Origin of the sequence: Streptomyces sp. MST-110588 (assembly GCF_022695595.1) — a bacterium.
GTDB lineage: Bacteria > Actinomycetota > Actinomycetes > Streptomycetales > Streptomycetaceae > Streptomyces.
In genome coordinates, this window is sequence record NZ_CP074380.1 from 4193857 (window position 1) to 4215960 (window position 22104).

Annotated in this window: 15 protein-coding genes and 5 tRNA genes; 10 read left to right on the forward strand and 10 right to left on the reverse strand. The window is 70.9% G+C overall.

The annotated features are described in order from the left end of the window. Nucleotides 1-152 precede the first annotated feature (152 nt). Nucleotides 153-1283 carry a Glu/Leu/Phe/Val dehydrogenase dimerization domain-containing protein gene (locus KGS77_RS18455; protein ID WP_242583263.1) on the reverse strand — a complete coding sequence of 377 codons (1131 nt, stop codon included), beginning with the start codon at nt 1281-1283 and terminating at the stop codon, nt 153-155. Nucleotides 1284-1510: 227 nt separating this feature from the next. On the opposite strand from KGS77_RS18455, the gene KGS77_RS18460 reads away from it, so the two are divergent. After that, entirely contained in the window at nt 1511-2347 is an 837-nt protein-coding gene (locus KGS77_RS18460) for a hypothetical protein (protein WP_242583265.1), read from the forward strand. A 466-nt stretch (nt 2348-2813) separates the two neighbouring features. After that, on the forward strand, nt 2814-3020 hold the full coding sequence (gene bldC / locus KGS77_RS18465) for a developmental transcriptional regulator BldC (protein WP_003949541.1): 207 nt from the start codon (nt 2814-2816) through the stop codon (nt 3018-3020). A 560-nt stretch (nt 3021-3580) separates the two neighbouring features. Here the strand turns inward: bldC and KGS77_RS18470 are convergent. The 3 genes from KGS77_RS18470 to hrpA all read right to left on the reverse strand — a co-directional run bounded on the left by KGS77_RS18470 (nt 3581) and on the right by hrpA (nt 8207). After that, nucleotides 3581-3820, reverse strand: a complete 240-nt coding sequence (locus KGS77_RS18470; RefSeq protein WP_347404504.1) for a DUF6274 family protein — start codon at nt 3818-3820, stop codon at nt 3581-3583. A gap of 147 nt (nt 3821-3967) precedes the next feature. Next, nucleotides 3968-4042, reverse strand: a tRNA-Asp gene (locus tag KGS77_RS18475). Between the two features lie 142 nt (nt 4043-4184). Beyond that, nucleotides 4185-8207, reverse strand: a complete 4023-nt coding sequence (gene hrpA, locus KGS77_RS18480) for an ATP-dependent RNA helicase HrpA (protein ID WP_242583270.1) — start codon at nt 8205-8207, stop codon at nt 4185-4187. Between the two features lie 273 nt (nt 8208-8480). Here hrpA and KGS77_RS18485 point away from each other — a divergent pair, with 273 nt between their 5' ends. Further along, nucleotides 8481-9554 carry an ABC transporter permease gene (locus KGS77_RS18485; protein ID WP_242583273.1) on the forward strand — a complete coding sequence of 358 codons (1074 nt, stop codon included), beginning with the start codon at nt 8481-8483 and terminating at the stop codon, nt 9552-9554. A gap of 164 nt (nt 9555-9718) precedes the next feature. Beyond that, the gene (locus KGS77_RS18490; protein WP_242583275.1) at nt 9719-9979 is read left to right on the forward strand and encodes a hypothetical protein; all 261 of its coding nucleotides are present in this window, start codon (nt 9719-9721) and stop codon (nt 9977-9979) included. Nucleotides 9980-10031: 52 nt separating this feature from the next. Here the strand turns inward: KGS77_RS18490 and KGS77_RS18495 are convergent. The 4 genes from KGS77_RS18495 to KGS77_RS18510 all read right to left on the reverse strand — a co-directional run bounded on the left by KGS77_RS18495 (nt 10032) and on the right by KGS77_RS18510 (nt 12188). Continuing rightward, nucleotides 10032-10105: transfer RNA gene (locus KGS77_RS18495), tRNA-Phe, on the reverse strand. A 4-nt stretch (nt 10106-10109) separates the two neighbouring features. Then, nucleotides 10110-10184: transfer RNA gene (locus KGS77_RS18500), tRNA-Asp, on the reverse strand. A 49-nt stretch (nt 10185-10233) separates the two neighbouring features. Continuing rightward, a tRNA-Glu gene (locus KGS77_RS18505) sits at nt 10234-10306 on the reverse strand. A 118-nt stretch (nt 10307-10424) separates the two neighbouring features. After that, the gene (locus tag KGS77_RS18510) at nt 10425-12188 is read right to left on the reverse strand and encodes a metallophosphoesterase (RefSeq protein WP_242583278.1); all 1764 of its coding nucleotides are present in this window, start codon (nt 12186-12188) and stop codon (nt 10425-10427) included. 289 nt (nt 12189-12477) lie between these two features. Here KGS77_RS18510 and KGS77_RS18515 point away from each other — a divergent pair, with 289 nt between their 5' ends. Continuing rightward, nucleotides 12478-12828, forward strand: a complete 351-nt coding sequence (locus KGS77_RS18515) for a metallopeptidase family protein (RefSeq protein WP_242587544.1) — start codon at nt 12478-12480, stop codon at nt 12826-12828. Here KGS77_RS18515 and KGS77_RS18520 read toward each other — a convergent pair. Further along, complete coding sequence (locus tag KGS77_RS18520) at nt 12819-13664, reverse strand: hypothetical protein (RefSeq protein WP_242583281.1); 846 nt, start codon at nt 13662-13664, stop codon at nt 12819-12821. The genes KGS77_RS18515 and KGS77_RS18520 overlap by 10 nt on opposite strands. 306 nt (nt 13665-13970) lie before the next feature. On the opposite strand from KGS77_RS18520, the gene KGS77_RS18525 reads away from it, so the two are divergent. The 5 genes from KGS77_RS18525 to KGS77_RS18545 all read left to right on the forward strand — a co-directional run bounded on the left by KGS77_RS18525 (nt 13971) and on the right by KGS77_RS18545 (nt 20583). Then, complete coding sequence (locus KGS77_RS18525; protein WP_242583283.1) at nt 13971-16367, forward strand: DEAD/DEAH box helicase; 2397 nt, start codon at nt 13971-13973, stop codon at nt 16365-16367. Nucleotides 16368-16622: 255 nt separating this feature from the next. Then, nucleotides 16623-16695: transfer RNA gene (locus KGS77_RS18530), tRNA-Lys, on the forward strand. Nucleotides 16696-17138: 443 nt separating this feature from the next. Then, complete coding sequence (locus KGS77_RS18535; RefSeq protein WP_242587545.1) at nt 17139-18365, forward strand: serine hydrolase domain-containing protein; 1227 nt, start codon at nt 17139-17141, stop codon at nt 18363-18365. A gap of 99 nt (nt 18366-18464) precedes the next feature. Beyond that, the gene (locus KGS77_RS18540; RefSeq protein WP_242583285.1) at nt 18465-19202 is read left to right on the forward strand and encodes a hypothetical protein; all 738 of its coding nucleotides are present in this window, start codon (nt 18465-18467) and stop codon (nt 19200-19202) included. 301 nt (nt 19203-19503) lie between these two features. Next, a complete protein-coding gene (locus KGS77_RS18545) occupies nt 19504-20583 on the forward strand; it encodes a PP2C family protein-serine/threonine phosphatase (protein ID WP_242587546.1) in 1080 nt (359 codons plus the stop codon). A 157-nt stretch (nt 20584-20740) separates the two neighbouring features. Here KGS77_RS18545 and KGS77_RS18550 read toward each other — a convergent pair whose 3' ends face one another. Continuing rightward, nucleotides 20741-21865, reverse strand: coding sequence for a DUF2332 domain-containing protein (locus KGS77_RS18550; RefSeq protein ID WP_242583287.1), 1125 nt, complete (start codon nt 21863-21865; stop codon nt 20741-20743). Nucleotides 21866-22104 lie beyond the last annotated feature (239 nt).

Below are 22104 nucleotides of genomic sequence, written 5' to 3' on the forward strand. Positions count from 1 at the left end.
CCGACGGATGGCGAGGGATGTGTCCTTCGCCACCCGTCGGGCGGACACCGTCCGGATTGGAGCGGTAACGATCAGTTTGTGATTGGACGTCCTTCGGTCGATGACCGAGAGGTGTCCGGTTGTGCTCACTTGCTGAGGGCGCCCTTGTTTAACTATTCCCGGGCGCCCTTGTTCCGGGCGTCGGCCATGCGCTGCTCCGCCAGGCGGTCCGCCGCCGCGGCCGGCGGAATGCCGTCCTCCTTCGCACGAGCGAATATCGCCAGCGTGGTGTCGAAGATCTTGGCGGCCTTGGTCTTGCAGCGGTCGAAGTCGAAGCCGTGCAGCTCGTCGGCGACCTGGATGACACCGCCGGCGTTCACGACGTAGTCCGGCGCGTAGAGGATGCCGCGGTCGGCGAGATCCTTCTCCACACCCGGGTGCGCGAGCTGGTTGTTGGCCGCGCCGCACACCACCTTCGCCGTCAGCACCGGCACGCTGGCGTCGTTCAGGGCACCGCCCAGCGCACACGGCGCGTACACGTCCAGGCCCTCCGTACGGATCAGCGCGTCGGTGTCCGCGACGGCGGTGACCTGGGAGTGCTTGGCCAGGACACGGTCCACCGACTCGGCCCGTACGTCGGTGATCACGACCTCGGCGCCGTCCTGGAGGAGGTGCTCGACCAGGTGGTGACCCACCTTGCCCACGCCCGCGACACCGACCTTGCGGCCACGGAGCGTCGGGTCGCCCCACAGGTGCTGGGCCGAGGCGCGCATGCCCTGGAAGACGCCGTAGGCGGTCAGGACGGAGGAGTCGCCGGCGCCGCCGTTCTCGGGGGAGCGGCCGGTCGTCCACCGGTTCGTACGGGCGACGACGTCCATGTCGGCGACGTACGTGCCGACGTCGCACGCGGTCACGTAGCGGCCCCCGAGGGAAGCCACGAACCGGCCATATGCGAGCAGGAGTTCATCCGACTTGATCAGTTCGGGGTCACCGATGATCACGGCCTTGCCGCCGCCGTGGTCGAGACCGGCGAGGGCGTTCTTGTACGACATGCCGCGGGAGAGGTTCAGGGCGTCCAGCACCGCCTCCTCCTCGGAGGCGTACGCGTGGAAGCGGGTACCGCCCAGGGCGGGGCCCAGGGCGGTGCTGTGGATCGCGATCACGGCCTTGAGGCCGCTGGCGCGGTCCTGGCACAGGACGACCTGCTCATGGCCCCCCTGCTCCGACCGGAACAGGGTGTGCAGAACACTGCCGTCGGCGCTGACGGCAGAAGGACGTACGTCGGTCACGGTGGTGACTCCCATAGTCGCGGAGGACGCCCTCCCGACGTCCCCCGCTTGTGGCGGAGTGGGCCGGAGGGCCGGTCGGGAAGAGAGTATGACCTCTGGCGGCCACTGATCGGTCCAGTGCGGAGGATCACCCTCTCCCGGGGGACGGGCATGGGACGATTTGCCGTACCCCGGGCCGGGCGGGCGCAGGCAACTCCCGGTGGTGCTCTTCTCTTTGCGGACTCCCCACTGAAGGAGCGGGTGTGGCCTTGGCGTCGTCGGTGACGGTCCCGTATGCGGCGTATCTACGGGTCTACGAGCCGCTGGCAGCATTCCCCGAGCCGGAGCGCTCCTACTGGGCGCGCTACGCCAGACGCAAGGAGATCCCGACAGCACAGGACGAACTGCGGCGGTCGCTGGCCGACTTGCTGCCCACCCCGCCGGTGCCGGTGCCGGTCCACGAGAGCGGGGACGCCTTCGTGGCCGTCCTGGACGGCGTCACGTGCGTGTGCCCCTGGCGGACGCGGCTGCGCGGCTGGCAGGCCCTTGAGGAGCTCTCCGAGGTGCTTCCCGCGCCCGTCCTGGACGCGGCGCTGCCGCCGGTGGTGCGCCGCCAGGCCGCCGCGGACTACGCGGACTGGCTGGAGCGCAACCCGGACGCCCGGCCCTGGATCCGCAGCGCGACCTGGCACGTACCCGTGCGCTGGTTCGTCCTCTTCGGTGACTCCGAGCGGGAGTACACCAAGAGTGAGCACGGATGGGTGCTGCGTTACCGGACGCCCATGGTGCAGGCGCGGCGCCGGGTGGCGCGGGGGCTGCGGACGCTGCGCGACGCCCTGGAGGAGGGGCCGCTGATCGACGGCCTGGTGGACGTGGGGCGCTGGCTGGAGGAGTTCCACCCGCGCGCGCTGGTGGAGCTGGACTACGGGGGGCTGGTGCACGCCGTACCGGAGGGGCAGCTCGCCGACGACCATTCGGCGGCGGAGGTGGCGCGGGGGCTGGCGGCGCTGCGCGAGGGGGACGGTGAGCGGGCCGGCGAGGCGTACGAGAAGCTGTCGGAGCGGTGGCGGGAGGTGCGCGAGCGCCAGTTCGCGAGCTGAGCCCGGCGTGCGGGGGCGCGCGGGACGTTGGTCCTGATCCGGGCGATTGCCTCAAGCGTGACCTAAAGCACTGACTTCGGGCCTTGCGGCCAAGCTATACCCTCGTGCCAAAATAGGACAAGGAGCCCGACAAGGGCCCCTTCCGTCCCACTAGGGGCGGATAGTTCGGTATTGCACTCCTTGGTGGGTCTGGTGACGCCTGATCACCCTGTGACTGATCGTCACGGTGGCGTGACTGTCCGTTATGGCATGGTCCATCGGCTTCCGCCGAGGTTGAACACCTGAGAGGGCAATTCCATCGGTTTGGCCGACGTGGCTGGACAGATGGTGTAGTTGTAGTGCCGAGGACAAGCCGTTCGTCCTATAACCGACTCGGCCCGCGTCCGCCATTTCGGGCAACGTGGGTCAAGGTGCAGAATTTAGAGGAAAGAACCGTGATGGTTCGGTTCTCCCGAGGAGGCCGCTCATGACCGCTCGCACCCCTGACGCCGAGCCGCTGCTTACCCCCGCCGAGGTTGCCACGATGTTCCGCGTGGACCCGAAGACGGTGACCCGCTGGGCCAAAGCAGGCAAGCTCACGTCCATCCGCACGCTCGGAGGACACCGGCGCTACCGCGAGGCCGAGGTCCGCGCACTGCTCGCGGGTATCCCGCAGCAGCGCAGCGAGGCCTGAATAACCGCATGACCGGGCTGTTTCGGGCCCCCCAACCCGAACCCCGCCCGTAGCACCACCCAGCACCACTTGGCTCCATCAAGCACCACGCAGCAGCACACAGCTCCATACGACGCGGCGCCTGCCCCAACAGGCCCACACCCGCAGCACATGGGTACGTCATTGATCGCGCTGGACTCCGCCGGGTCCAGCGCGATTTTCTTTGCCCGGGCGCCCGTACGGAGCCGGTCGCGGCCCCCGCTCCGGCCCTTGTGCGGGCCTCCGCCGTCCGGTCCGGCGCCGGTCCCGGCGGCCGGCCGACGGGACCGGGAGGGCGCCGCGGGGGCATCCGGGGGGCCTCCAGGACGCTTCAGGGGCTGTCGGGCCGGGCAGTGCAATTGCACATATTAAATTGGCTTGTTGTATGCCGGGTGTAAGTTCCCCGCGGTACGGAAGACTTTCGGTGACACCCGTCACAGGCCGTGGTTCTTGTCCCCCGCGCGACTGCTGCGGTAGTGGGCGTCTTCCGCCGCTCTCTCAACAGCCTCCCACCGCGCGGGCGCTGACAGGGCCGCCGTTGGTCACCGGCCGCGGGGACTTTCGTCCTCCGTGGGGCTCGCTGTACGCGTCGTACCCGCCGGACCGGCCGGCACGCCCGGCGCGCGCCGCGGCTCCATGGCGAGCCGCAGGAGCTGATGACAGACGGGGCAGTGGCGGGTGAGATGGCGGTAGCCGGAGACGGCCGACAGGTGGGCCCGTAGAAGCGCTCTCGTCTCATGCCTGGCGCCTGTCGTCATCGAACGCTCCTCCCGGCCCCGCATCTTCTTTCGTGAGTACCGGTGGTACGTGCCGCCGTCAAGACACCGGAAGGCCCGGAACCTGGGGATCCGGGCCTTCCAGCGATGCGCGTCCGCACGCGCACCAACGCAATACGGCCCGCATCTGATCGATGCGGGCCGTACATGATGCGGTCCTGACGGGATTTGAACCCGCGGCCTCCACCTTGACAGGGTGGCGAGCACTCCAAACTGCTCCACAGGACCTTGCTGTCGCCTCCCGCTTGCGGCGGGCTGCGAAGCAAGACTCTACAGCAGGTCAGGGGGTGCGGTCGAACCCGGTACCGATCCCGGTGCCGATCCCTGTGGCGGCCCCGGTGCCGACGGAGGCCGGACCACCCGTACGCCCCTAGGGTGCGGCGGCGTCCACGGCCTTGACGATGCGCTTGTCGGAGACCGGGTAGGCCGTACCGAGGGCATGGGCGAAGTAACTCACCCGCAGCTCCTCGATCATCCAGCGGATCTCCAGCGCCTCGGCCGGCACCGGGCGCCCCTTGGGGAACTGCTCCAGCAGCCAGGCGTACTCATCCTGCATCTCCTTGACCTTCGCCATCCGGGCGCGGTCCCGCTCGGCGTGGCTGGGGAGCTGCTGGAGCCGCCGGTCCACGGCCACCAGGTACCGCATGAGGTCCGGCAGCCGCTTGGCGCCGTGCGCGGTCACGAAGCCCGGCTTGATCAGCGCCGCGAGCTGCTCCTTGACGTCCGCCAGGGAGGGCAGGAGCGAGGGGAAGGTGGTCGCCTTCAGGCGGCGCTCGCACGCCTGCCAGGCGGCCAGCACCTCCTGCGTCTGCTGGATCGTGCGCATCGTGGCGTCCACCAGGTCGGCCCGTACCGCGTCGAAGAGCTTGCGGAAGGACTCCTCGTCCCAGGAGGGCCCGCCGTGGGCCGCGATGAGGCGGTCGGCGGCGGCCGTCACACAGTCCTCGAAAAGGGCCTGGATGGAGCCGTGCGGGTTCCGGGACAGCGCCAGCTTCTGCTGGTTGGACAGCTTGTCCTGGGCGAACTTGGCGGGGTTGGCGGGAACGTTGAGGAGGATGAGGCGGCGGGTGCCCTTCCACATCGCCGCGAGCTGCTCCGCCTCGGTGTCGAAGAGGCGTACGGCGACGCTGCTGCCCTCGTCGACCAGCGCCGGGTACGCCTTGAGCGGCTGGCCCGCGCGCCGGGTCTCGAAGGTGCGCGGCAGCGTGCCGATCGTCCAGGACGTCAGGCCCGTACGCTGCTCGGGCCCCGCCGCCGGGACGGTGCCCTCACCGCCCCGGGCGGGCCGCTCGGCGGCCTGCTCGAACGCCTTGGTGATGGCGGCCCGGGTCTTGGGCTTGAGAGCCAGCCGCAGCGCTTCGAGGTCCTTGTCCTCGGCGAGCTTGCGCCGCCGCTCGTCCACCACCCGGAACGTGATCTTCAAGTGCCCCGGCACCTTGGTCAGGTCGAAGTCCGCCGGGTCCACGGGCACTCCCACCATCCGCTGGAGGCCGGCGGCCAGCGCGCTGGTCAGCGGGCCCTGAAGGGGCACGGTGGTGTCCAGGAAGCGGGCGGCGAAGTTCGGCGCCGGGACGTAGTTGCGGCGGACCGGCTTGGGCAGCGAGCGGATCAGCTCCGTGACCAGTTGCTCGCGCAGCCCCGGGATCTGCCAGTCGAAGCCCTCGGAGGAGACCTGGTTGAGGACCTGGAGCGGGATGTGGACGGTCACGCCGTCCGCGTCCGTGCCCGGCTCGAACTGATAGGTGACCTTGAACTTGAGCTTGCCCTGCCGCCAGGAGTCCGGATAGTCGTCCTTGGTGACGGCCTCGGCGGATTCGTTGATGAGCATCGAGTGCTCGAAATTGAGGAGTTCCGGCTCCTCGCGGCGCTTGTTCTTCCACCAGGAGTCGAAGTGCGCCCCGGACACGACGTGTTCGGGAATCCGCTGGTCGTAGAAGTCGAAGAGCGTCTCGTCGTCCACGAGAATGTCGCGGCGCCGGGCGCGGTGCTCCAACTCCTCGACCTCGCCGAGCAGTTTACGGTTGTCGTGGAAGAACTGGTGGTGGGTGCGCCAGTCGCCCTCCACCAGGGCATTGCGGATGAACAGGTCCCGCGAGGTCTCCGGGTCGATACGGCCGTAGTTGACCTTGCGCTGCGCGACGATCGGCACGCCGTACAGCGTCACCCGTTCGTACGCCATCACCGCGGCCATCTTCTGTTCCCAGTGCGGCTCGCTGTAGGTTCGCTTGACCAGGTGCTGCGCCAGCGGCTCGACCCACTCCGGCTCGATCTTCGCGTTCACCCGCGCCCACAGGCGGGAGGTCTCCACCAGCTCCGCGGACATCACCCAGCGCGGCGGCTTCTTGAAGAGCGCCGAACCGGGGAAGACCGCGAATTTCGCGCTGCGGGCCCCCAGGTATTCGTTCTTCGCGTCCGTGTCCTTCAATCCGATATGCGAAAGCAAACCGGAAAGCAGGGCGGTGTGAATGTGGTCGGGCGCCGCGTCCTGCTCGCTGAGGTGAATGCCCATGGTTTTGGCGACCGAGCGGAGCTGCGAGTAGATGTCCTGCCACTCACGTATCCGCAGATAGTTCAGGAACTCGCTGCGGCACATGCGCCGGAAGGCCGAGGACGACAGTTCCTTCTGCTGTTCCCGGATATAGCGCCACAGATTCAAGAACGCCAGGAAGTCGCTGGATTCGTCCTTGAAGCGGGCGTGCTGCTGGTCGGCCTGCTGCTGCTTGTCCGCGGGCCGCTCGCGCGGGTCCTGGATCGACAGCGCCGAGGCGATCACCATCACCTCGCGTACGCAGCCGTTGCGCTCCGCTTCCAGCACCATCCGCGCCAGCCGCGGGTCCACCGGCAACTGGGAGAGCTTGCGGCCCATCTGGGTGAGCCGCTTCTTCGGATCCTTCTGCTTGGGGTCGATCGCCCCCAGCTCGTGCAGCAGATCGACGCCGTCCTTGATGTTGCGGCGGTCCGGCGGGTCGATGAAGGGGAACTTCTCGATGTCACCGAGGCCGGCCGCGGTCATCTGGAGGATGACGGAGGCCAGGTTCGTACGAAGGATCTCCGCGTCGGTGAACTCCGGGCGGGAGAGGAAGTCCTCCTCGGAGTACAGCCGGATGCAGATGCCGTCACTCGTACGGCCGCAGCGGCCCTTGCGCTGATTCGCGCTGGCCTGCGAGACCGGCTCGATCGGCAGCCGCTGCACCTTCGTGCGGTAGCTGTAGCGGGAGATCCGGGCCATGCCCGGGTCGATGACGTACCGGATGCCCGGGACGGTCAGCGAGGTCTCCGCGACATTGGTGGCGAGCACGATCCGGCGGCCCGTGTGGCGCTGGAAGACGCGGTGCTGCTCGGCGTGCGAGAGCCGCGCGTACAGCGGCAGCACCTCGGTGGCGCGCAGGTTCTTCTTGTTCAGCGCGTCCGCGGTGTCCCGGATCTCGCGCTCACCGGAGAGGAAGACCAGGATGTCGCCGTCGCCCTCGGCCTGGAGCTCGTCCACGGCGTCGCAGATGGCGGTGATCTGGTCGCGGTCACCGTCCTCCCCGCCCTCCTCCAGCAGGGGGCGGTAGCGGACCTCGACCGGGTACGTACGGCCGGAGACCTCGATGACCGGGGCGGCCGGCCGCTCTTCGCCGGCCGTACCGGTCCCCGAGGACCCGTCGCCGACGGTGGCGAAGTTGCCGAAATGCCGGGCGAACCGCTCCGGGTCGATGGTCGCGGAGGTGATCACGACCTTCAGGTCCGGGCGCCTGGGCAGCAACTGCGCCAGGTACCCGAGCAGGAAGTCGATGTTCAGGCTGCGCTCGTGTGCCTCGTCGATGATGATCGTGTCGTACTGGCGCAGCTCGCGGTCCGTCTGGATCTCCGCGAGCAGGATGCCGTCCGTCATCAGCTTGACCAGCGTCTGACCGCCGACCTGGTCGGTGAAGCGGACCTTCCAGCCGACCGCCTCGCCCAGCGGGCTCTTCAGCTCCTCGGCCACCCGCTCGGCGACCGTACGGGCCGCGATCCGCCGTGGCTGCGTATGGCCGATCAGCCCGCGTATGCCCCGGCCCAGCTCCAGACAGATCTTGGGGATCTGGGTCGTCTTGCCGGAGCCGGTCTCACCGGCGACGATCACGACCTGGTGGTCCCGGATCGCCTCAAGGATCTCGTCCTTCTTCTGGCTGACCGGGAGCTGTTCGGGGTAGGTGATCGCGGGTACGGCGGCGCGCCGCCGCTCGACACGCAGCTCCGCCTCCTCGATGCCTTCGGCGATCTCGGCGAGCACGGCCGCGCGGGCCTCGGGTTTACGGATCCGGCGCGCGCCGTCGAGTCGGCGCCCCAGCCGCTGCTGGTCGCGCAGCATCAGCTCGGGCAGTCGCTCCAGCAGGGCGGGCAGGGCGGGGGCAGGCTGACTGGACATACGTCCCCAAGGATCTCACCTCACCGAAACGACTGGCGAACCATTTGCCGTGGGGGCGCGGGTCGGTGGGCAGGTGACGGCGGGTGACGGTGGGTGAGGGAGCGGGAGGGTGGGACGAGGGGGAGGCGAGAGCAGAGCGGGGGCTGTGGGCCGGCGCCGTGCGACGAAGGTCGTGGGCCGCGGCTGTGGGGCGGGGGCTGTCGGCTCCGTCTTCCCCGTCCGCTTCGCCCCGCTCCGGAAGAATGTCCGGGACAGGTGCTTTAGCGTGGCCATATGTCCGATCAGCACGGCCCCCCACCTCCGCACGGCGCGCACGGCCGGCCCCTGACCGGGGCCGAGAAGTGGGCGGCCTTCAAGAAGTCGCCGTTCTTCCCGGCGACCGTGCTGGTCTTCATCCTCGCCGTCGCCGCCGGCCTCTTCGCCGGCTCGTACACGTACACCATGGCGAACCCGACCCCGCGCCACATCCCGACCGCCGTGGTCGGCGCCCAGGACGCCCGGCACGGGAAGGCGTTCGTCGACGGGATGGAGCAGGCCCTGAACGCCTCCCTGCGGCTGCGCGAGTACAAGACGTACAAGGAGGCCAGGGACGCCGTCGACGAGCAGGAGATGTTCGCGGTCCTCAACGTCCGGGAGCCCGGTGTGGAACTGGACGTATCCGGGGCCTCGGGCGCCTCGGTCGCACAGGTGCTCGCCGAGACCGCTCCGAAGGTCGGCCGGGCGGTCCACGTACCGGTGCAGGTCAAGGACATCAAGCCGCTCCAGAAGGGCGACCCGCGCGGCCTGGCGCTCTTCTACATCTCGCTCGCCGCGGTGATCATCGGATTCGTGGGCGCGATCCAGTTGAGCGTGCACGCCCGCGCCCTCAACCCGGCCGAGCGCATCGCCTTCACCGTCGCCTACGCCCTCCTCGGCGGCTTCGCCATCGCCGCGGTCGTGGACTGGCTGATGGGCGCGCTGCGGCTGCCGTTCGTGGAGTCCTGGCTGATCCTGGCGCTGACGATGTTCACCTCCGGGATGGTCTTCACGATGTTCAACACCCTCATGGGGCGCTGGGCGATGATCCCCACCTGGGGACTGATGGTGCTGCTCGGCAACCCGTCCTCGGGCGGCGCGGTCTCCTGGCCGCTGCTGCCGTCGCTGCTCGGACACATCGGGCAGTGGCTGCCCCCGGGCGCCTCGGTCAACGCCCAGCACACCGCGGTCTACTTCGGCGGGCACCAGCACGCCTTCCCGTTCCTGGTGCTGGGCGGCTGGGCGGTGCTGTCGTGCACGGTCTTCTGGGTGTGGCGGCACCGCCACCCGGGCGGCCGGGGCGCGAAGCCGGCGCATGCCGTGGGGTCCTGAGGAACGGGCTGCCCGGCGTACGGGCCGATCAGGGGCGTACGGGGGCGTACGGGGGCGTACGGGGCGTGGCCGGGCCGTCGGGCCCCGTCGTGGCAGCGCAGCGCAGGCCGCATCCGCCGCGCCCTGCCGCCGCCGTACGAGAATCCGTAAGAGAAGATCTCCTCATGAACAGAGCATTACGACGGATGGGTGGGGTCGCCGTGATGGTGGCCGGGCTCGCGTTCGCGGCCTGGCTGGTCTTCGGCCCGGTGCACTACTGGGAGGGCGGCGCACGACTGGACCGTATGGCGATGGGACTGGCGGCGATGGGAGCGATCAGCGGCGGAGCCTGGCTGATCTTCTGGGAGCCGGAGTCCGACCGTGCCGCGGAAGAGGCGTCGGAAGAGGCGTCGGAAGAGACGACGGGGGAGAAGCTGAGCGTATGAGACACGCAGAAGGCCCCGATCCGAGAGGATCGGGGCCTTCTTGCCACGAGTGTGGCTGGGGCCGGGGTCGAACCGGCGACCTATCGCTTTTCAGGCGATCGCTCGTACCAACTGAGCTACCCAGCCGCAGCGGTCCTGACGGGATTTGAACCCGCGGCCTCCACCTTGACAGGGTGGCGAGCACTCCAAACTGCTCCACAGGACCTTGCATTGTGCGAGACGAGGCGTGAACCAGTCTCGCACACGGTGATGCGTGCCCCCAACGGGATTCGAACCCGTGCTACCGCCTTGAAAGGGCGGCGTCCTGGGCCACTAGACGATGAGGGCTGATGGCCCACCTTGGCGCTTTGTCGGCGCCGTCGGGGACGTGAGAAGCATATGGGATGCGGGGACGGTTCGCCAAAACGGTTTCCGCGGGACCGGGGGCGGGACCGGAGGCCGGGCGTCAGCGGGCAGTTTCCGAAGGGCTGGTCGAGGGGGTCGCCGATGGGGTGTTCGAGGGCGTGGTGACCGAGGGGGAAGCGGCCGTCCGACCGGGGGACGGGGGCGGCGTGGTGCCGGGAGGCGTGGGACCGGACGGCGTGGCACTGGACGGTGCGGTGCCGGACGGCGTGGCGCCCGGCAGGTTCTCCCGGGGGAGGTGCCGGCTGACCTCCGCCCTGGAGAGCCCCAGCCCGCCGAGCGTGATCTCGTCCCACGCCTGGAGCCGCCGGGTCCTGCGGTCCAGATACAGCACCGACGCCTGCACCGGAGCGGGTTTCCTGCCCTGCACCGCGCGCAGCCCCCCGCCCCCCGTGGAGCCCTCGATCATCAGCCGGGTCCCCTGGGGGAGCGTCCGGTTCTCGCGGTGGTGGATGTGCCCCGCCAGCGCGAGCGGGGCCAGCCCGTCGGCCTCGGCCACGGCGACGGGGTTGTGGGCGAGGGCCAGGTCCACAGGGGTGCCGGCGAGCCGCTGCGTACGGAGGGAGTCGGCCAGGCGCCCGCCCGCGGTGCGCTCGGCGGGGTCCCCGGCGGCCACCACGGAGCGGTCCGGGGTGAACTGGGGGTCTCCCACGCCGGCGATGCGCAGCCCGGCGACGCGTACGACCCGGCCGTCGTCCAGGACCGTGACGTTTCTGCGGGCCGCGAGGTACTTCTGCGTGGTGCGGGAGTCGTGATTCCCGCGTACCCATACGTACGGGGCGCCGAGCCCGCCGACCGGGTCCAGGAAGGCGTTCTCGGCCGCCGAGCCGTGATCCATCGTGTCGCCGGTGTCGACAATCACATCGATCTTGTACTGGCCGACGAGCGACCTGATGATCTGCCACGCGCCGGGATTGAGGTGGATGTCCGAGACGTGCAGCACCCGGATCGTGGTGGGGTCCGGCTCATAGGCGGGCAGGGTCGAGGTGGCCTCGTACAGCTTGGTCACATTGGTGACCAGGCGCGCCAACTCCTTCTGGTAGACGTTGAACTCGCTGACGATGTTGCGCGCGGTGCCGACCACCGAGGGCGCCGAGGACAGCAGCCCGGAGAACTTCGGCTCCAGGACGGAACGGGGGTTCCAGGTGGCGTACGCGGCGGCGCCGGAGGACGCCAGCAGGGCCAGGGCGAGACCGCCGGCCGCCAGCGCGCGGCGCGGCCTGCGGTAGACGGCCAAGCCCAGCGCGGTGGCCCCGGAGACGACCGCGACGCAGGAACGGAAGGCGAGCGTGCCGGTGCCGCGGGTGACGTCGCGGGTGACCTCGGCCTGGAGCCCGGAGAAGCGCTCGGGATGGTCGAGCAGGGCCCGGGACCGTACGGGGTTGAGCCGGTCGACGTCGACGTCCAGGCGTATCGGGGCGTAGTGACTGCGCAGCTCCAGCGCCCCCAGCGGCGAGACGTTGATCTTGGTGCCGCCGGTCAGGGAGGGCCGCAGCGTCATCCTGGTGTCCATCGGACCTACGGGCACATGGATGCTGCCGACGATCAGCAGCCCCAGCCACGCGCCGAGAAGGGTCACGGCCAGCAGGCCCAGGGCCCGGGCGTACGGGTGCGGGGTGTGGACAAGGGTGCTGGTGGGGGCGGTGTGGTGGGAACGGTAGTCGCGCAGGACGGCCCCGGGGGCGTCCCGTACGCGGACGAGCGCCGCACGGACCGCCCGCAGAAACCGGGCCGGCCGGCACGCCCCGCGTGTGATCTCGACCTGGTCGCCGGGACGGGTGTCTCCGGAAGGCGCGGCACGGGCCATTGGTCCCATATGCCCGCGCGCCGCGACCGGTATGCGGATCGCGAGAAGGCCCACCGGGATCCGGCGTGAAGCGAAACGAGGAGAAGCGATGCGAAGCGACGAGAGGTGACGAGAAGTGGCGCGGCGCGACGAGAAGTGGCGCGGAGTGGCGTGACGCGGGCCGACGCGGGGCGAAGAACCGTGAAGCGTCGCAAATCACCTGAGGATTCGCTGGAACACCCCTCGGAAAGCCCTCCTGTCACGCTCGCCGAGATCTTGTCCTCGTGGTGGCGTGACGGAGAATGGGACCGTGCTGGAGATGACGCGCGAGGAGTTCGAGGAACTGGTCGCCGAGGCCCTGGACCGGATCCCGCCGGAGCTGACACGGCTGATGGACAACGTGGCGGTATTCGTCGAGGACGAGCCCCCCGCGACCGACCCCGAGCTGCTCGGGCTGTACGAAGGTACGCCCCTGACCGACCGCGGGGAGTGGTACGCGGGCGTGCTGCCGGACCGGATCACGGTCTATCGGGGACCGACGCTGCGTATGTGCGCCAACCGCGAGGACGTGGTCGCGGAAACCGAGGTGACGGTCGTCCATGAGATCGCCCACCATTTCGGCATCGACGACGAACGGCTGCACGCGCTCGGTTACGGGTGAGGGCCGGTGCCGGGGCCGTACGAGCCGAGGCCGGAGCCGTACGAGCCGGTGCCTGGAGGGGCGCTCGGGTGGGGGCGTGAGACGGGCGCGGGCCGGGGCGCGTATGCGATCGGGTGGCCGTGGCGCGTGTCCTCGGGTGGACAACAGGAGTTGGGCAGGGCGTCTGCTCCGCCGCCCCGCAGCGCTCCGGATCCGGAGGTCCCGCCCGTGCGCCCGCTCGCCCCTCCCGCCTCTTCTTCCGCCCCCTCGTCGCCCTCCTCCGCCTCCCCCGTACCTCCCTTGCGCCGCGCGGCCGACCACTCCCCCTGTTCGACCACCGGCGGTGCCTCCCGCGCCACCGGTGCCTCTTCCCGTCCCGCCGGCTCGTCCCCGCTGAACCGGCTCGGCGCGGCCCTGGCCGCGGCCACGGCACTCGCCGCGTCGCTGAGCGGCTGCATGAGCGTGAGCGACCCCGAGCCCCTCAAGCCCTCGGGCAGCACCACGCGGCAGGGCAGCGGGACCACGCCGGACGGCGGGACGGCGGACGGGCGGGGAATCGGGCCCCGCCGGGTGGGGAGCGCGGACGGCGCGCGGCGTACGGACCGCGAAAAGGTGGCGCGTCCCACAGGGAAGAAGGCGAGGCCCTCGGGAGCCGAGCCGCGGCCGGCATCGGGAGCGGCGCCCGGCCGGGGGCCGACGTCCGGCGGGGACGGGAAGGCCGGAGCCGGAACGGACGGGGGGCAGTCTTCCGGCCGTACGCCGTCGCGGCCGAGCGGCAGGCCGTCACCGCCCGCCACCTCGCCGCGCCCCAGCCCGTCCGCCCGGCCCACGCCGCCCCCGAGCCCGGACCCGTCCACGCCGCCGCCCTCTGCCTCCCCGACGTCCGCCCCGCCCGGTCCGGCGCAGATGGACCGGGAGGAGTGAGGCAAGAGCCGACGGGCGGCGGGAGGCTCTGAGGGGGTTCATGGGGGTGCCATTTGCGTTCCTGGGGGAGGAGTGCGTATGGTGGTAGATCGTTTGATCCCATTTGCCCGGCGCCGAATCCGAAGCGCGCCGTGTGGCGCGTTCTCTCCTTGCCGTGGCTGACCGCATAGAGGCGGTCGTTTGTGAAGTCTCACGGAGTATGGGCGCGTGCCGAGACTCCGGAAGGTTTCGCATTTCGCATGTCTGTTTCCACTGATCAGTCCGTCATGCCCGTAAGCGACGAGCAGACGGCGCCCGAGTCGAACGAGGCCGTCGCGGCCGTCGTCGAGTCCACCGAGACCGCCGAGGCTGTCGAAGCCGTCGCCGGGACCGGGTCCGCCGAGCCGGCCGAGGCCGCCGTGGACGTGACCGAGGACACCGCCGACGAGGCCGCCGCTGACGACGAGGCCGCCTCCGACGAGGCCCCGCAGATCACCTTCGCCGACCTCGGCCTCGACGAGAAGATCGTCCGCAAGCTGGCCCAGAACGGCGTCACCACCCCGTTCCCGATCCAGGCGGCGACCATCCCCGACGCCCTGGCCGGCCGGGACATCCTGGGCCGCGGCCGTACGGGCTCCGGCAAGACCCTCTCCTTCGGCCTGCCGCTGCTGGGCCGGCTCGCCGGCGGCTTCACCGAGAAGAAGCGCCCCCGCGGCATCATCCTCACCCCCACCCGTGAGCTCGCCATGCAGGTGAGCGACGCGCTCCAGCCGTACGGCGACGTCCTGGGCCTCAAGCTGAAGGTCGTCTGCGGCGGTACGTCCATGGGCAACCAGATCTACGCGCTGGAGCGCGGTGTCGACGTGCTCGTCGCCACCCCCGGCCGGCTGCGCGACATCATCAACCGCGGCGCCTGCTCCCTGGACAAGGTCGAGGTCGCGGTCCTGGACGAGGCCGACCAGATGGCCGACCTGGGCTTCCTGCCCGAGGTCACCGAGCTGCTCGACCTGGTGCCGACCGGCGGCCAGCGCATGCTGTTCTCCGCCACGATGGAGAACGAGATCGGCACCCTCGTCAAGCGCTACCTGACCAACCCGGTCAGCCACGAGGTCGACGCGGCGCAGGGCGCGGTCACCACCATGACCCACCACGTCCTGGTCGTGAAGCCGAAGGACAAGGCGCCGGTCACCGCCGCCATCGCCGCCCGCAAGGGCCGTACGATCATCTTCGTCCGCACCCAGCTCGGTGCCGACCGGGTCGCCGAGCAACTGCGCGAGGCGGGCGTACGGGCCGACGCGCTGCACGGCGGCATGACCCAGGGCGCGCGCACCCGCACCCTGGCGGACTTCAAGGACGGCTACGTCAACGTCCTGGTCGCCACCGACGTCGCCGCCCGCGGCATCCACGTCGACGGCATCGACCTGGTCCTGAACGTGGACCCGGCCGGTGACCACAAGGACTACCTGCACCGCTCGGGCCGTACGGCGCGGGCCGGCCGCTCCGGCACCGTCGTCTCCCTCTCGCTGCCGCACCAGCGCCGCCAGATCTTCCGCCTCATGGAGGACGCGGGCGTGGACGCCTCGCGTCACATCGTCGGCGGTGCCGGCGCGTTCGACGAGGACGTGGCCCGTATCACCGGCGCCCGTTCGCTCACCGAGGTGCAGGCCGAGTCGGCGTCGAACTCCGCCAAGCAGGCCGAGCGCGAGGTACGGGAGCTGTCCCGCGAGCTGGAGCGGGTGCAGCGCCGCGCGGCCGAGCTGCGCGAAGAGGCGAACCGTCTGACGGCCCGCGCCGCGCGTGAGCGGGGCGAGGACCCGGAGGCGGCGGTGGCCGCCGCCACCGCGGCGGCCGAGGCCGCTGCGCCCGCCGACGCCGACGCCGCCGAGACCTCCGTGCCGGCCCAGCCGCGTGCGACCGAGGACGACGAGGCGCCGCGCCGCTCCTCGTACGAGCGTCGCGACGAGCGCCGTGACGAGCGGGGCGGCTACGACCGCCGTGAGGACCGCGGTGGTTACGAGCGTCGCGAGGACCGTGGTGGCTACGACCGCCGCGACGAGCGGGGCAACTTCGAGCGCCGTGACCGTCGTGACAGTGACCGTGGTGGCTTCGGCCGCGACCGTCGTGACGACCGTCCGGGCCGTCCGTTCAACCGTGACGACCGCTCGGGCGGTGGCTTCGGCCGTGACCGTCGCGATGACCGTCCGGGCCGTCCGTTCAACCGTGACGACCGCTCGGGTGGCGGTTTCAGCCGTGACCGTCGTGACAGCGACCGTGGTGGCTTCGGCCGTGACCGTCGTGACGAGCGTCCGGGCCGTCCGTTCAACCGTGACGACCGCTCGGGTGGCGGTTTCAGCCGTGACCGTCGTGACAGCGACCGTGGTGGCTTCGGCCGCGACCGCCGTGACGACCGTCCGGGCCGTCCGTTCAACCGCGACGACCGTTCCGGCGGCCGTCCCTCCTCCGGTGGCTACCGCTCCGGCGGCGGCGACCGTCCGTTCAACCGCGACGACCGTTCCGGTGGCCGCCCGTCCACCGGTGGCTACCGCTCCGGCGGCGACCGCCCGTACGGCCGTCGTGACGACCACCGCGGCACCGGCACCGGCACCGGCTCCTTCGGCCGCCGCGACGACAAGCCGCGCTGGAAGCGCAACGGCTGACCGGCCGAGCGGCTGACCGGCCGAGCGCCCGTTGAACGGCCGTTGAGCGGCCCGCCGCCCGGCTGACCAACCGGCCTTCCTCAAGGGCCCGTACGACACCTCCCGTGCCGTACGGGCCCTTACGCATGCACCCCGTCCAACACCCCCGCCCACCCCGCCAAACCCCCGCGAACACCCCCTCCCCGGGCAACAAGAAGATCACTCCCCCGAATACCTTCGGGATGTGAGGCGGACGCGGGCTATGCTGCTGGGTGCGGGCCATTAGCTCAATTGGCAGAGCAGTGGACTTTTAATCCATTGGTTCAGGGTTCGAGCCCCTGATGGCCCACCGAAGGCGCCCGGGTGAGATGACCTCTCACCCGGGCGCCGCGTCGTTTCCCGCCCCTCCGAGGACGCCGGCCGGCCCGCTGCCGGCCCGAGAGTCCGGCATCCGCAACAGGAGCCGCCCGCGGCCCTGTCCGAGCGCGCGTCGCCTCCACAGCGCTCCGCTACTGCCCCGGCCCTGCGCGAGAGCGATCCAGCGGCCTCGGGTCCCCGCCTCGTCCCCGCCTCTCGTACGCGATCGTGCCGTCGCCGCCGACCCAGGTACTCGGTCATGGCGCTGCTCCTGGCATCACACCGCACACACCGCACGCCGTACGCCATTGCGCACACCGTTCCGTCATGCGTACAGTGTTCGCATGCGCCGCGGCGGCAGCAGGGCCCGAGTGGCGCAAGGAGGAGGGGACCGTGTCGAATTACCCGGATTACCTGAGCTGGGGATGGCAGCGCATGCCGGAGAAGGGGCTGTCCAAGGAGGGGCTGCGCAGGATGCACGACATTCTGGCCGGGCACATCGAGTCCGGGGCCGCTCCCGGACTGGTCGCCATGGTCACGCGGGGCGGTGACACGCACGTCGAGATCATGGGGACGCTGCGCGAGGGCGGCGGTGCGCCGGTGCGCCGGGACACGATCTTCCGGCTCGCGTCGGTGACCAAGCCCGTGACGGCCGCGGCGACGATGATCCTGGTGGACGAGTGCCGGCTGCGGCTGGACGACCCGGTCGATGACTGGCTGCCCGAACTCGCCGGCCGGCGGGTGCTCAAGCGGTTCGACGGGCCGCTGGAGGAGACGGTGCCGGCGCGGCGTTCGATCACCGTACGGGATCTGCTGACCTTCACCTTCGGCTTCGGCATGACGGTGGCGCCGGGCGGCGCGGCGGTGGCGCCCATCATGGAGGCGATGAGCACACTGGGCAGCGGCTCCGGCGGACCGGACCCCAAGCCCGACCCCGACACATGGATGCGCCGGCTGGGTGAACTGCCGCTGATGTACCAGCCGGGGGAACGATGGCTCTACCACACCGGGTCCGACGTGCTCGGCGTGCTGGTGGCGCGGGTCTCGGGCCGGCCGTTCGAAGCGTTCCTGCGGGAGCGCGTCTTCGAGCCGCTGGGCATGAAGGACACCGGCTTCCACGTTCCCGAGCACAAGATCCACCGACTGCCGACGAGCTACGCGCACGACCAGCAGACCGGGGACCTCGTGGTGTACGACGAGCCCACCGGCGGCAGTTGGAGCCGGCCGCCCGCCTTCCCGGCCGGCGGCGACGGGCTGGCCTCGACGGCCGACGACTACACCGCCTTCCAGCAGATGCTGCTGAACAAGGGCACGTACGGAAAGGAACGCATCCTGTCCAGGGCCGCGGTGGAGCTGATGACCAGCGACCAACTGACGCCGCGACAGCGCGCCGGAAAGGACGCGTTCTTCGGCAGCGAGGGCGGTGCCGGGTTCGGAGGGCAGGGCGGTTTCGGCTTCGGGATGGCGGTGCGCACCCACCGCTGCGACTACCCGTCCGTGGGCCAGTTCGGCTGGGACGGCGGCCTGGGCACCTCGGCGTACGCCGACCCCGCCCAGGGCCTCACCGGCATCCTGCTCACCCAGGCGGCCATGGACGCCCCCACGTCCCTGCACCTGAACCAGGACTTCTGGACGACCGCCTACCAGGCGATCGAGGATTGAGCGGTGCCGGTGCCGGTGCCGGTGCCGCCGGCGGTGGCGCCAACCACGTGGGCGGGAAGGTCGACGACGCTGGTGGCAGGCACCCGAAGGAACAGGGAAGTGGCGACGACGGACACACGGCGGGCGGAACGGAAGCGGGCGGGACGGAAGCGGGCGGGTGATCTGAAGTACCCGCGCCGCCCGATACTGACCGGATTGTCGGTCCCGGTGGCCGCCCTGCTGTTGTTCGCCGGCGGGGCCCTGGGGTCGTTCAGTTGGATGCTGGTGCCCTCGGTCGTGCTGTGTCTGGTCGGCGGCGTGTGGCTGCTGTGGGCGGTGATGTCGCTGTCGCCTTCCGTCGTGCTACGGGTGGTGGCCATGGTGCTGATGCTCATTCCGATGATCTCCGCGCCGCTGAGTGCCATGAAGGCGTCGCAGGCACTGGCCCTACAGGCACGGGGCGTCTCGCGGCCGGCCGTCATCACGCGGATCGCGGTGCACCACGGGAAGACAACCACGTACGGCTGCACGGTCCACTACGACCGTCCCGCCGAGCCCGCCGCCGATGCCGCTACCGAGCCCGACGCCGACGCCGCCGCCACCACCGACGTCATCTCCTGCGGCTGGTACGACCGGGTCGGCGATCGCGTACAGGTGGTGCGGGACCCTGGGGGCCTGGTCGGTCCGGAATTCGACGGGGAGGTGCGTGCCGCCCGGAGCGCTGCCGTGCTCGCCGCCGGCTGGGAGACCGCCCTGCTGGCCGTCTCGGTCTCGGCCGTCGCCGTCGGCGGCGTCATGCACACCGTCGGCTGTCGACGCGTACGGCGTACGCGTACGGATTCCGCGTACGCCCCATGAGATGACGTCAGCCCCGTGAGGCCCTGTCAAGGGCAACGCATCCGTGCGCCTCCCCCCGCTCTCCGTACGCCCTTTCCCGCACCTGTTTGCGTAACCCGTCCGGCCCAATCTGATTCGCCGCGGGACCCGCCACCCGTAACCCTTGGGACGGCGATGGTGACGGCTACGGCGATGGCGATGACGACGGTGACGGTGACGGCACGGGTGCCGGGCGCGCGGGAGGGGAACGAGGCCGGTGCGGATGCTTCGAGGCGGTAGGGGCCGTACGGGTGACCACGAGCGGCGGGCGCGCCGCGCCCAGATGTCGCCGTTCGGCCGCCGGCTGGCCTGCTGGCTGCCCGCGCTGCTCCTGACCGCCGGCCTGATCTTCGACATGGCCACGCCCGCCCAGTACACGGCCGCCCCCTTCTTCTCCGCCGCGCCCCTCGTGGCGGCCCCGCTCTACTCGCTGCGGGTCACCGCCGTCACGGCCGCCGTCGCCGTCGCCGCCGAGCTGTGGGTCGCCACCTACCACGGGGACCGCGACACCAATCAGTCCTTGACCGAACTCGTCACCGTCCTGGTCGTCGCTGCCCTGGCGCTCGGCATCAACCGGGTCGTCCGTATGAGCGACGCCCGGCTGGCCTCCGTACGGGATGTCGCCGAGGCCGCCCAGCGGGCCGTACTTCCCACGCCCGCGCAGCGCATCGGCGGGCTGGCGGTCGCGGCGCGCTATGTGGCGGCGCAAGCGGACGCCCGGATCGGCGGTGATCTGTACGCGGTCCAGGACACCCCGCACGGCGTACGGCTGATCGTCGGCGACGTACGGGGGAAGGGGCTGGAGGCGGTGGAGGCCGCCGTGATCGTCATCGGGGCCTTCAGGGAGGCCGCGGAGCAGGAGGCGAGTCTGGAGGCGGTGGCGGGGCGGCTGGAGCGGGCGCTCCAGCGGGAGGGCAGCCGGCGCGAGGGTCTCGATCAGTTCGAGGGCTTCACCACGGCCGTACTGGCGGAGATCCCCCCGGACGAACACGCTCCGCTGCGCGTCCTGAACCGCGGCCATCCGCCGCCGGTGCTCTTCTCCCCGGACGGCGCGCTGCGCGAGCTGGTCCCGAGGGTGCCGGCGCTGCCGCTGGGCATGAGCGAGGTGGCCGGGTGGCCGGACCGGGCGGATGAGACGTCCTTCCCGGCGGGGTCGATCCTGCTGCTGTTCACGGACGGGGTGACCGAGGCGCGCAACGTACGGAACGAGTTCTACGAGCCGGTGCTGCGGCTGCGCGGCCGGCACTTTCCCGGCCCGGACGCGCTGCTGGACGCGCTGGTCGCGGACGTGGCGGAGCACACGGGCGGGGATACGGCGGATGACATGGCGCTGCTGGCGGTGCGGCGGCCGGTGGGCGGGTGAGGGGGAGGCTGACAGGCAGGCACGGGGAGGCGAGGCGAGGGGAGGCGAGGGACGGGCGGAGCGTGAAGGGGAGTGCGTAGGGGATTGTGGAAGCGGGAAGGGGCGTACGGGCTTGTTGAGGGCGCGCCGCCCCGCTCCTGAGGCGATGTGGCGACGGCTACAGCCAGTGCACGCTCTGGCCGTGCTGTCCCGTCAGAGCGACCGGCCGTTCGTCGAGCGCGAGGGTCAGCAGGTGCTCGCCGTCCGGCCGGGGCCGGGGCGCTGCCCGGGGCCCGGCTCGATGGCTCGTTTGAGACCCTGCTTGATGCCCGGCTCGATGGCCCGTTTGAGGCCCTGCTTGGCGCTCCGCGCGATGCGTTGCGGGAGTGGGGATCCACGGCAGCACGCTGTGGTGCTCGTTGGACACCCAGTGCCCGGGCCGTGCCCGCCCCGCCAGGACGTTCCGTACGACCTCCGCGAAGCGCTCCCGGCGTTCGAGCGGGAGGTAGGTCAGTACGGCGGTGTGGAAGACGACGAGCGTCGCCTCGGGTGGCGCCTGGGCGGCCAGCGCGGGCAGCTCGTCCACCAGGTCACCGCGGACGACTTTGGCCCGCGGCGCGGTCCGTACCGCTTCCACGGCCGCCAACTGGCGCCGCGCCCGCTCATCGGTGGCGGCCGGCCAGATGAGGGCCTGGAGCCAGCGGATGTCCTCGGGATCGGCCGGGTCGAGGGGGTTGAGGTCGACGCCTGCACGCCAGGCGATGTCGGGGAGCCGGTCCGGGACGGGGGTGCCCGGATTCGTACGGCAGGGGAAGACCGCGGCGCTGTCCGGCGCGCCGAACTCCGTACGGTCGTCGTAGCGGTAGCGGTAGCGGTCGGGATACAGGCACAGGCCCGCCGACGCGCCGACCTCGATCAGCGCCAGCGGCTGCGGCAGCCGGAGGAGGAGCGGGAGGAGGGTCGCGCAGCGGGCCGGCTCGTTGGTCTGGGTGGAGCGCCGCATCACCACGTCGCGGACCTCGTCCCAGTGGCGGAGGGTCCATTCGCGCCAGCCCCGGTAGGCCGCGTCGCCGCGCGGGCCCTGCTCGGCGTACGGACCGTCGAGGTAGCGCACGGCGGCGAGGAGGAGATTGGGCTGCTGCTTGTTGCCGGCGGGCAGGGAGCGGGAGAGGTGATCGCAGAAGTCCGCGTCCTGGCTGATCCGCGCCGTCAGTTCCTCATACGCATCGGACTGCCCCCGCGCCTGCTGCCAGGAGAACGTCCGGTACCGGTCCGCCACTGCCTGTTCGCTGTTGACGAGCATGATCAGACGTTACTGCGGCGGGGCGGGACGGCTGCCGGGCGCCCTTGATTCTCGGCGTCGGCGACACCGCCGTACATAACGACTGGTGCACAATCATGGCGAGTTGGTTTCGCGAGCGCGTTCCGATTCGTCGGCTTCGTTGCTGTGCGAGCGGTTAAGTCCAGGCCCAAGATGGGGTGAATTTAGGGGAACGCTTGGTATCCGACGTCGGATCCTATTACTGTTCGATAACGCAGCAC

What these genes read in the sequence shown, in the direction of transcription:
- KGS77_RS18490 (WP_242583275.1), top strand. Translation starts at nt 9,719, where the DNA reads ATGAACAGAGCATTACGACGGATGGGTGGGGTCGCCGTGATGGTGGCC.
- bldC (WP_003949541.1), top strand. Translation starts at nt 2,814, where the DNA reads ATGACCGCTCGCACCCCTGACGCCGAGCCGCTGCTTACCCCCGCCGAG.
- KGS77_RS18550 (WP_242583287.1), bottom strand. Translation starts at nt 21,865, where the DNA reads ATGCTCGTCAACAGCGAACAGGCAGTGGCGGACCGGTACCGGACGTTC.
- hrpA (WP_242583270.1), bottom strand. Translation starts at nt 8,207, where the DNA reads ATGTCCAGTCAGCCTGCCCCCGCCCTGCCCGCCCTGCTGGAGCGACTG.
- KGS77_RS18455 (WP_242583263.1), bottom strand. Translation starts at nt 1,283, where the DNA reads ATGGGAGTCACCACCGTGACCGACGTACGTCCTTCTGCCGTCAGCGCC.
- KGS77_RS18510 (WP_242583278.1), bottom strand. Translation starts at nt 12,188, where the DNA reads ATGGCCCGTGCCGCGCCTTCCGGAGACACCCGTCCCGGCGACCAGGTC.
- KGS77_RS18535 (WP_242587545.1), top strand. Translation starts at nt 17,139, where the DNA reads ATGCCGGAGAAGGGGCTGTCCAAGGAGGGGCTGCGCAGGATGCACGAC.
- KGS77_RS18545 (WP_242587546.1), top strand. Translation starts at nt 19,504, where the DNA reads ATGTCGCCGTTCGGCCGCCGGCTGGCCTGCTGGCTGCCCGCGCTGCTC.
- KGS77_RS18470 (WP_347404504.1), bottom strand. Translation starts at nt 3,820, where the DNA reads ATGCGGGGCCGGGAGGAGCGTTCGATGACGACAGGCGCCAGGCATGAG.
- KGS77_RS18525 (WP_242583283.1), top strand. Translation starts at nt 13,971, where the DNA reads ATGTCTGTTTCCACTGATCAGTCCGTCATGCCCGTAAGCGACGAGCAG.
- KGS77_RS18485 (WP_242583273.1), top strand. Translation starts at nt 8,481, where the DNA reads ATGTCCGATCAGCACGGCCCCCCACCTCCGCACGGCGCGCACGGCCGG.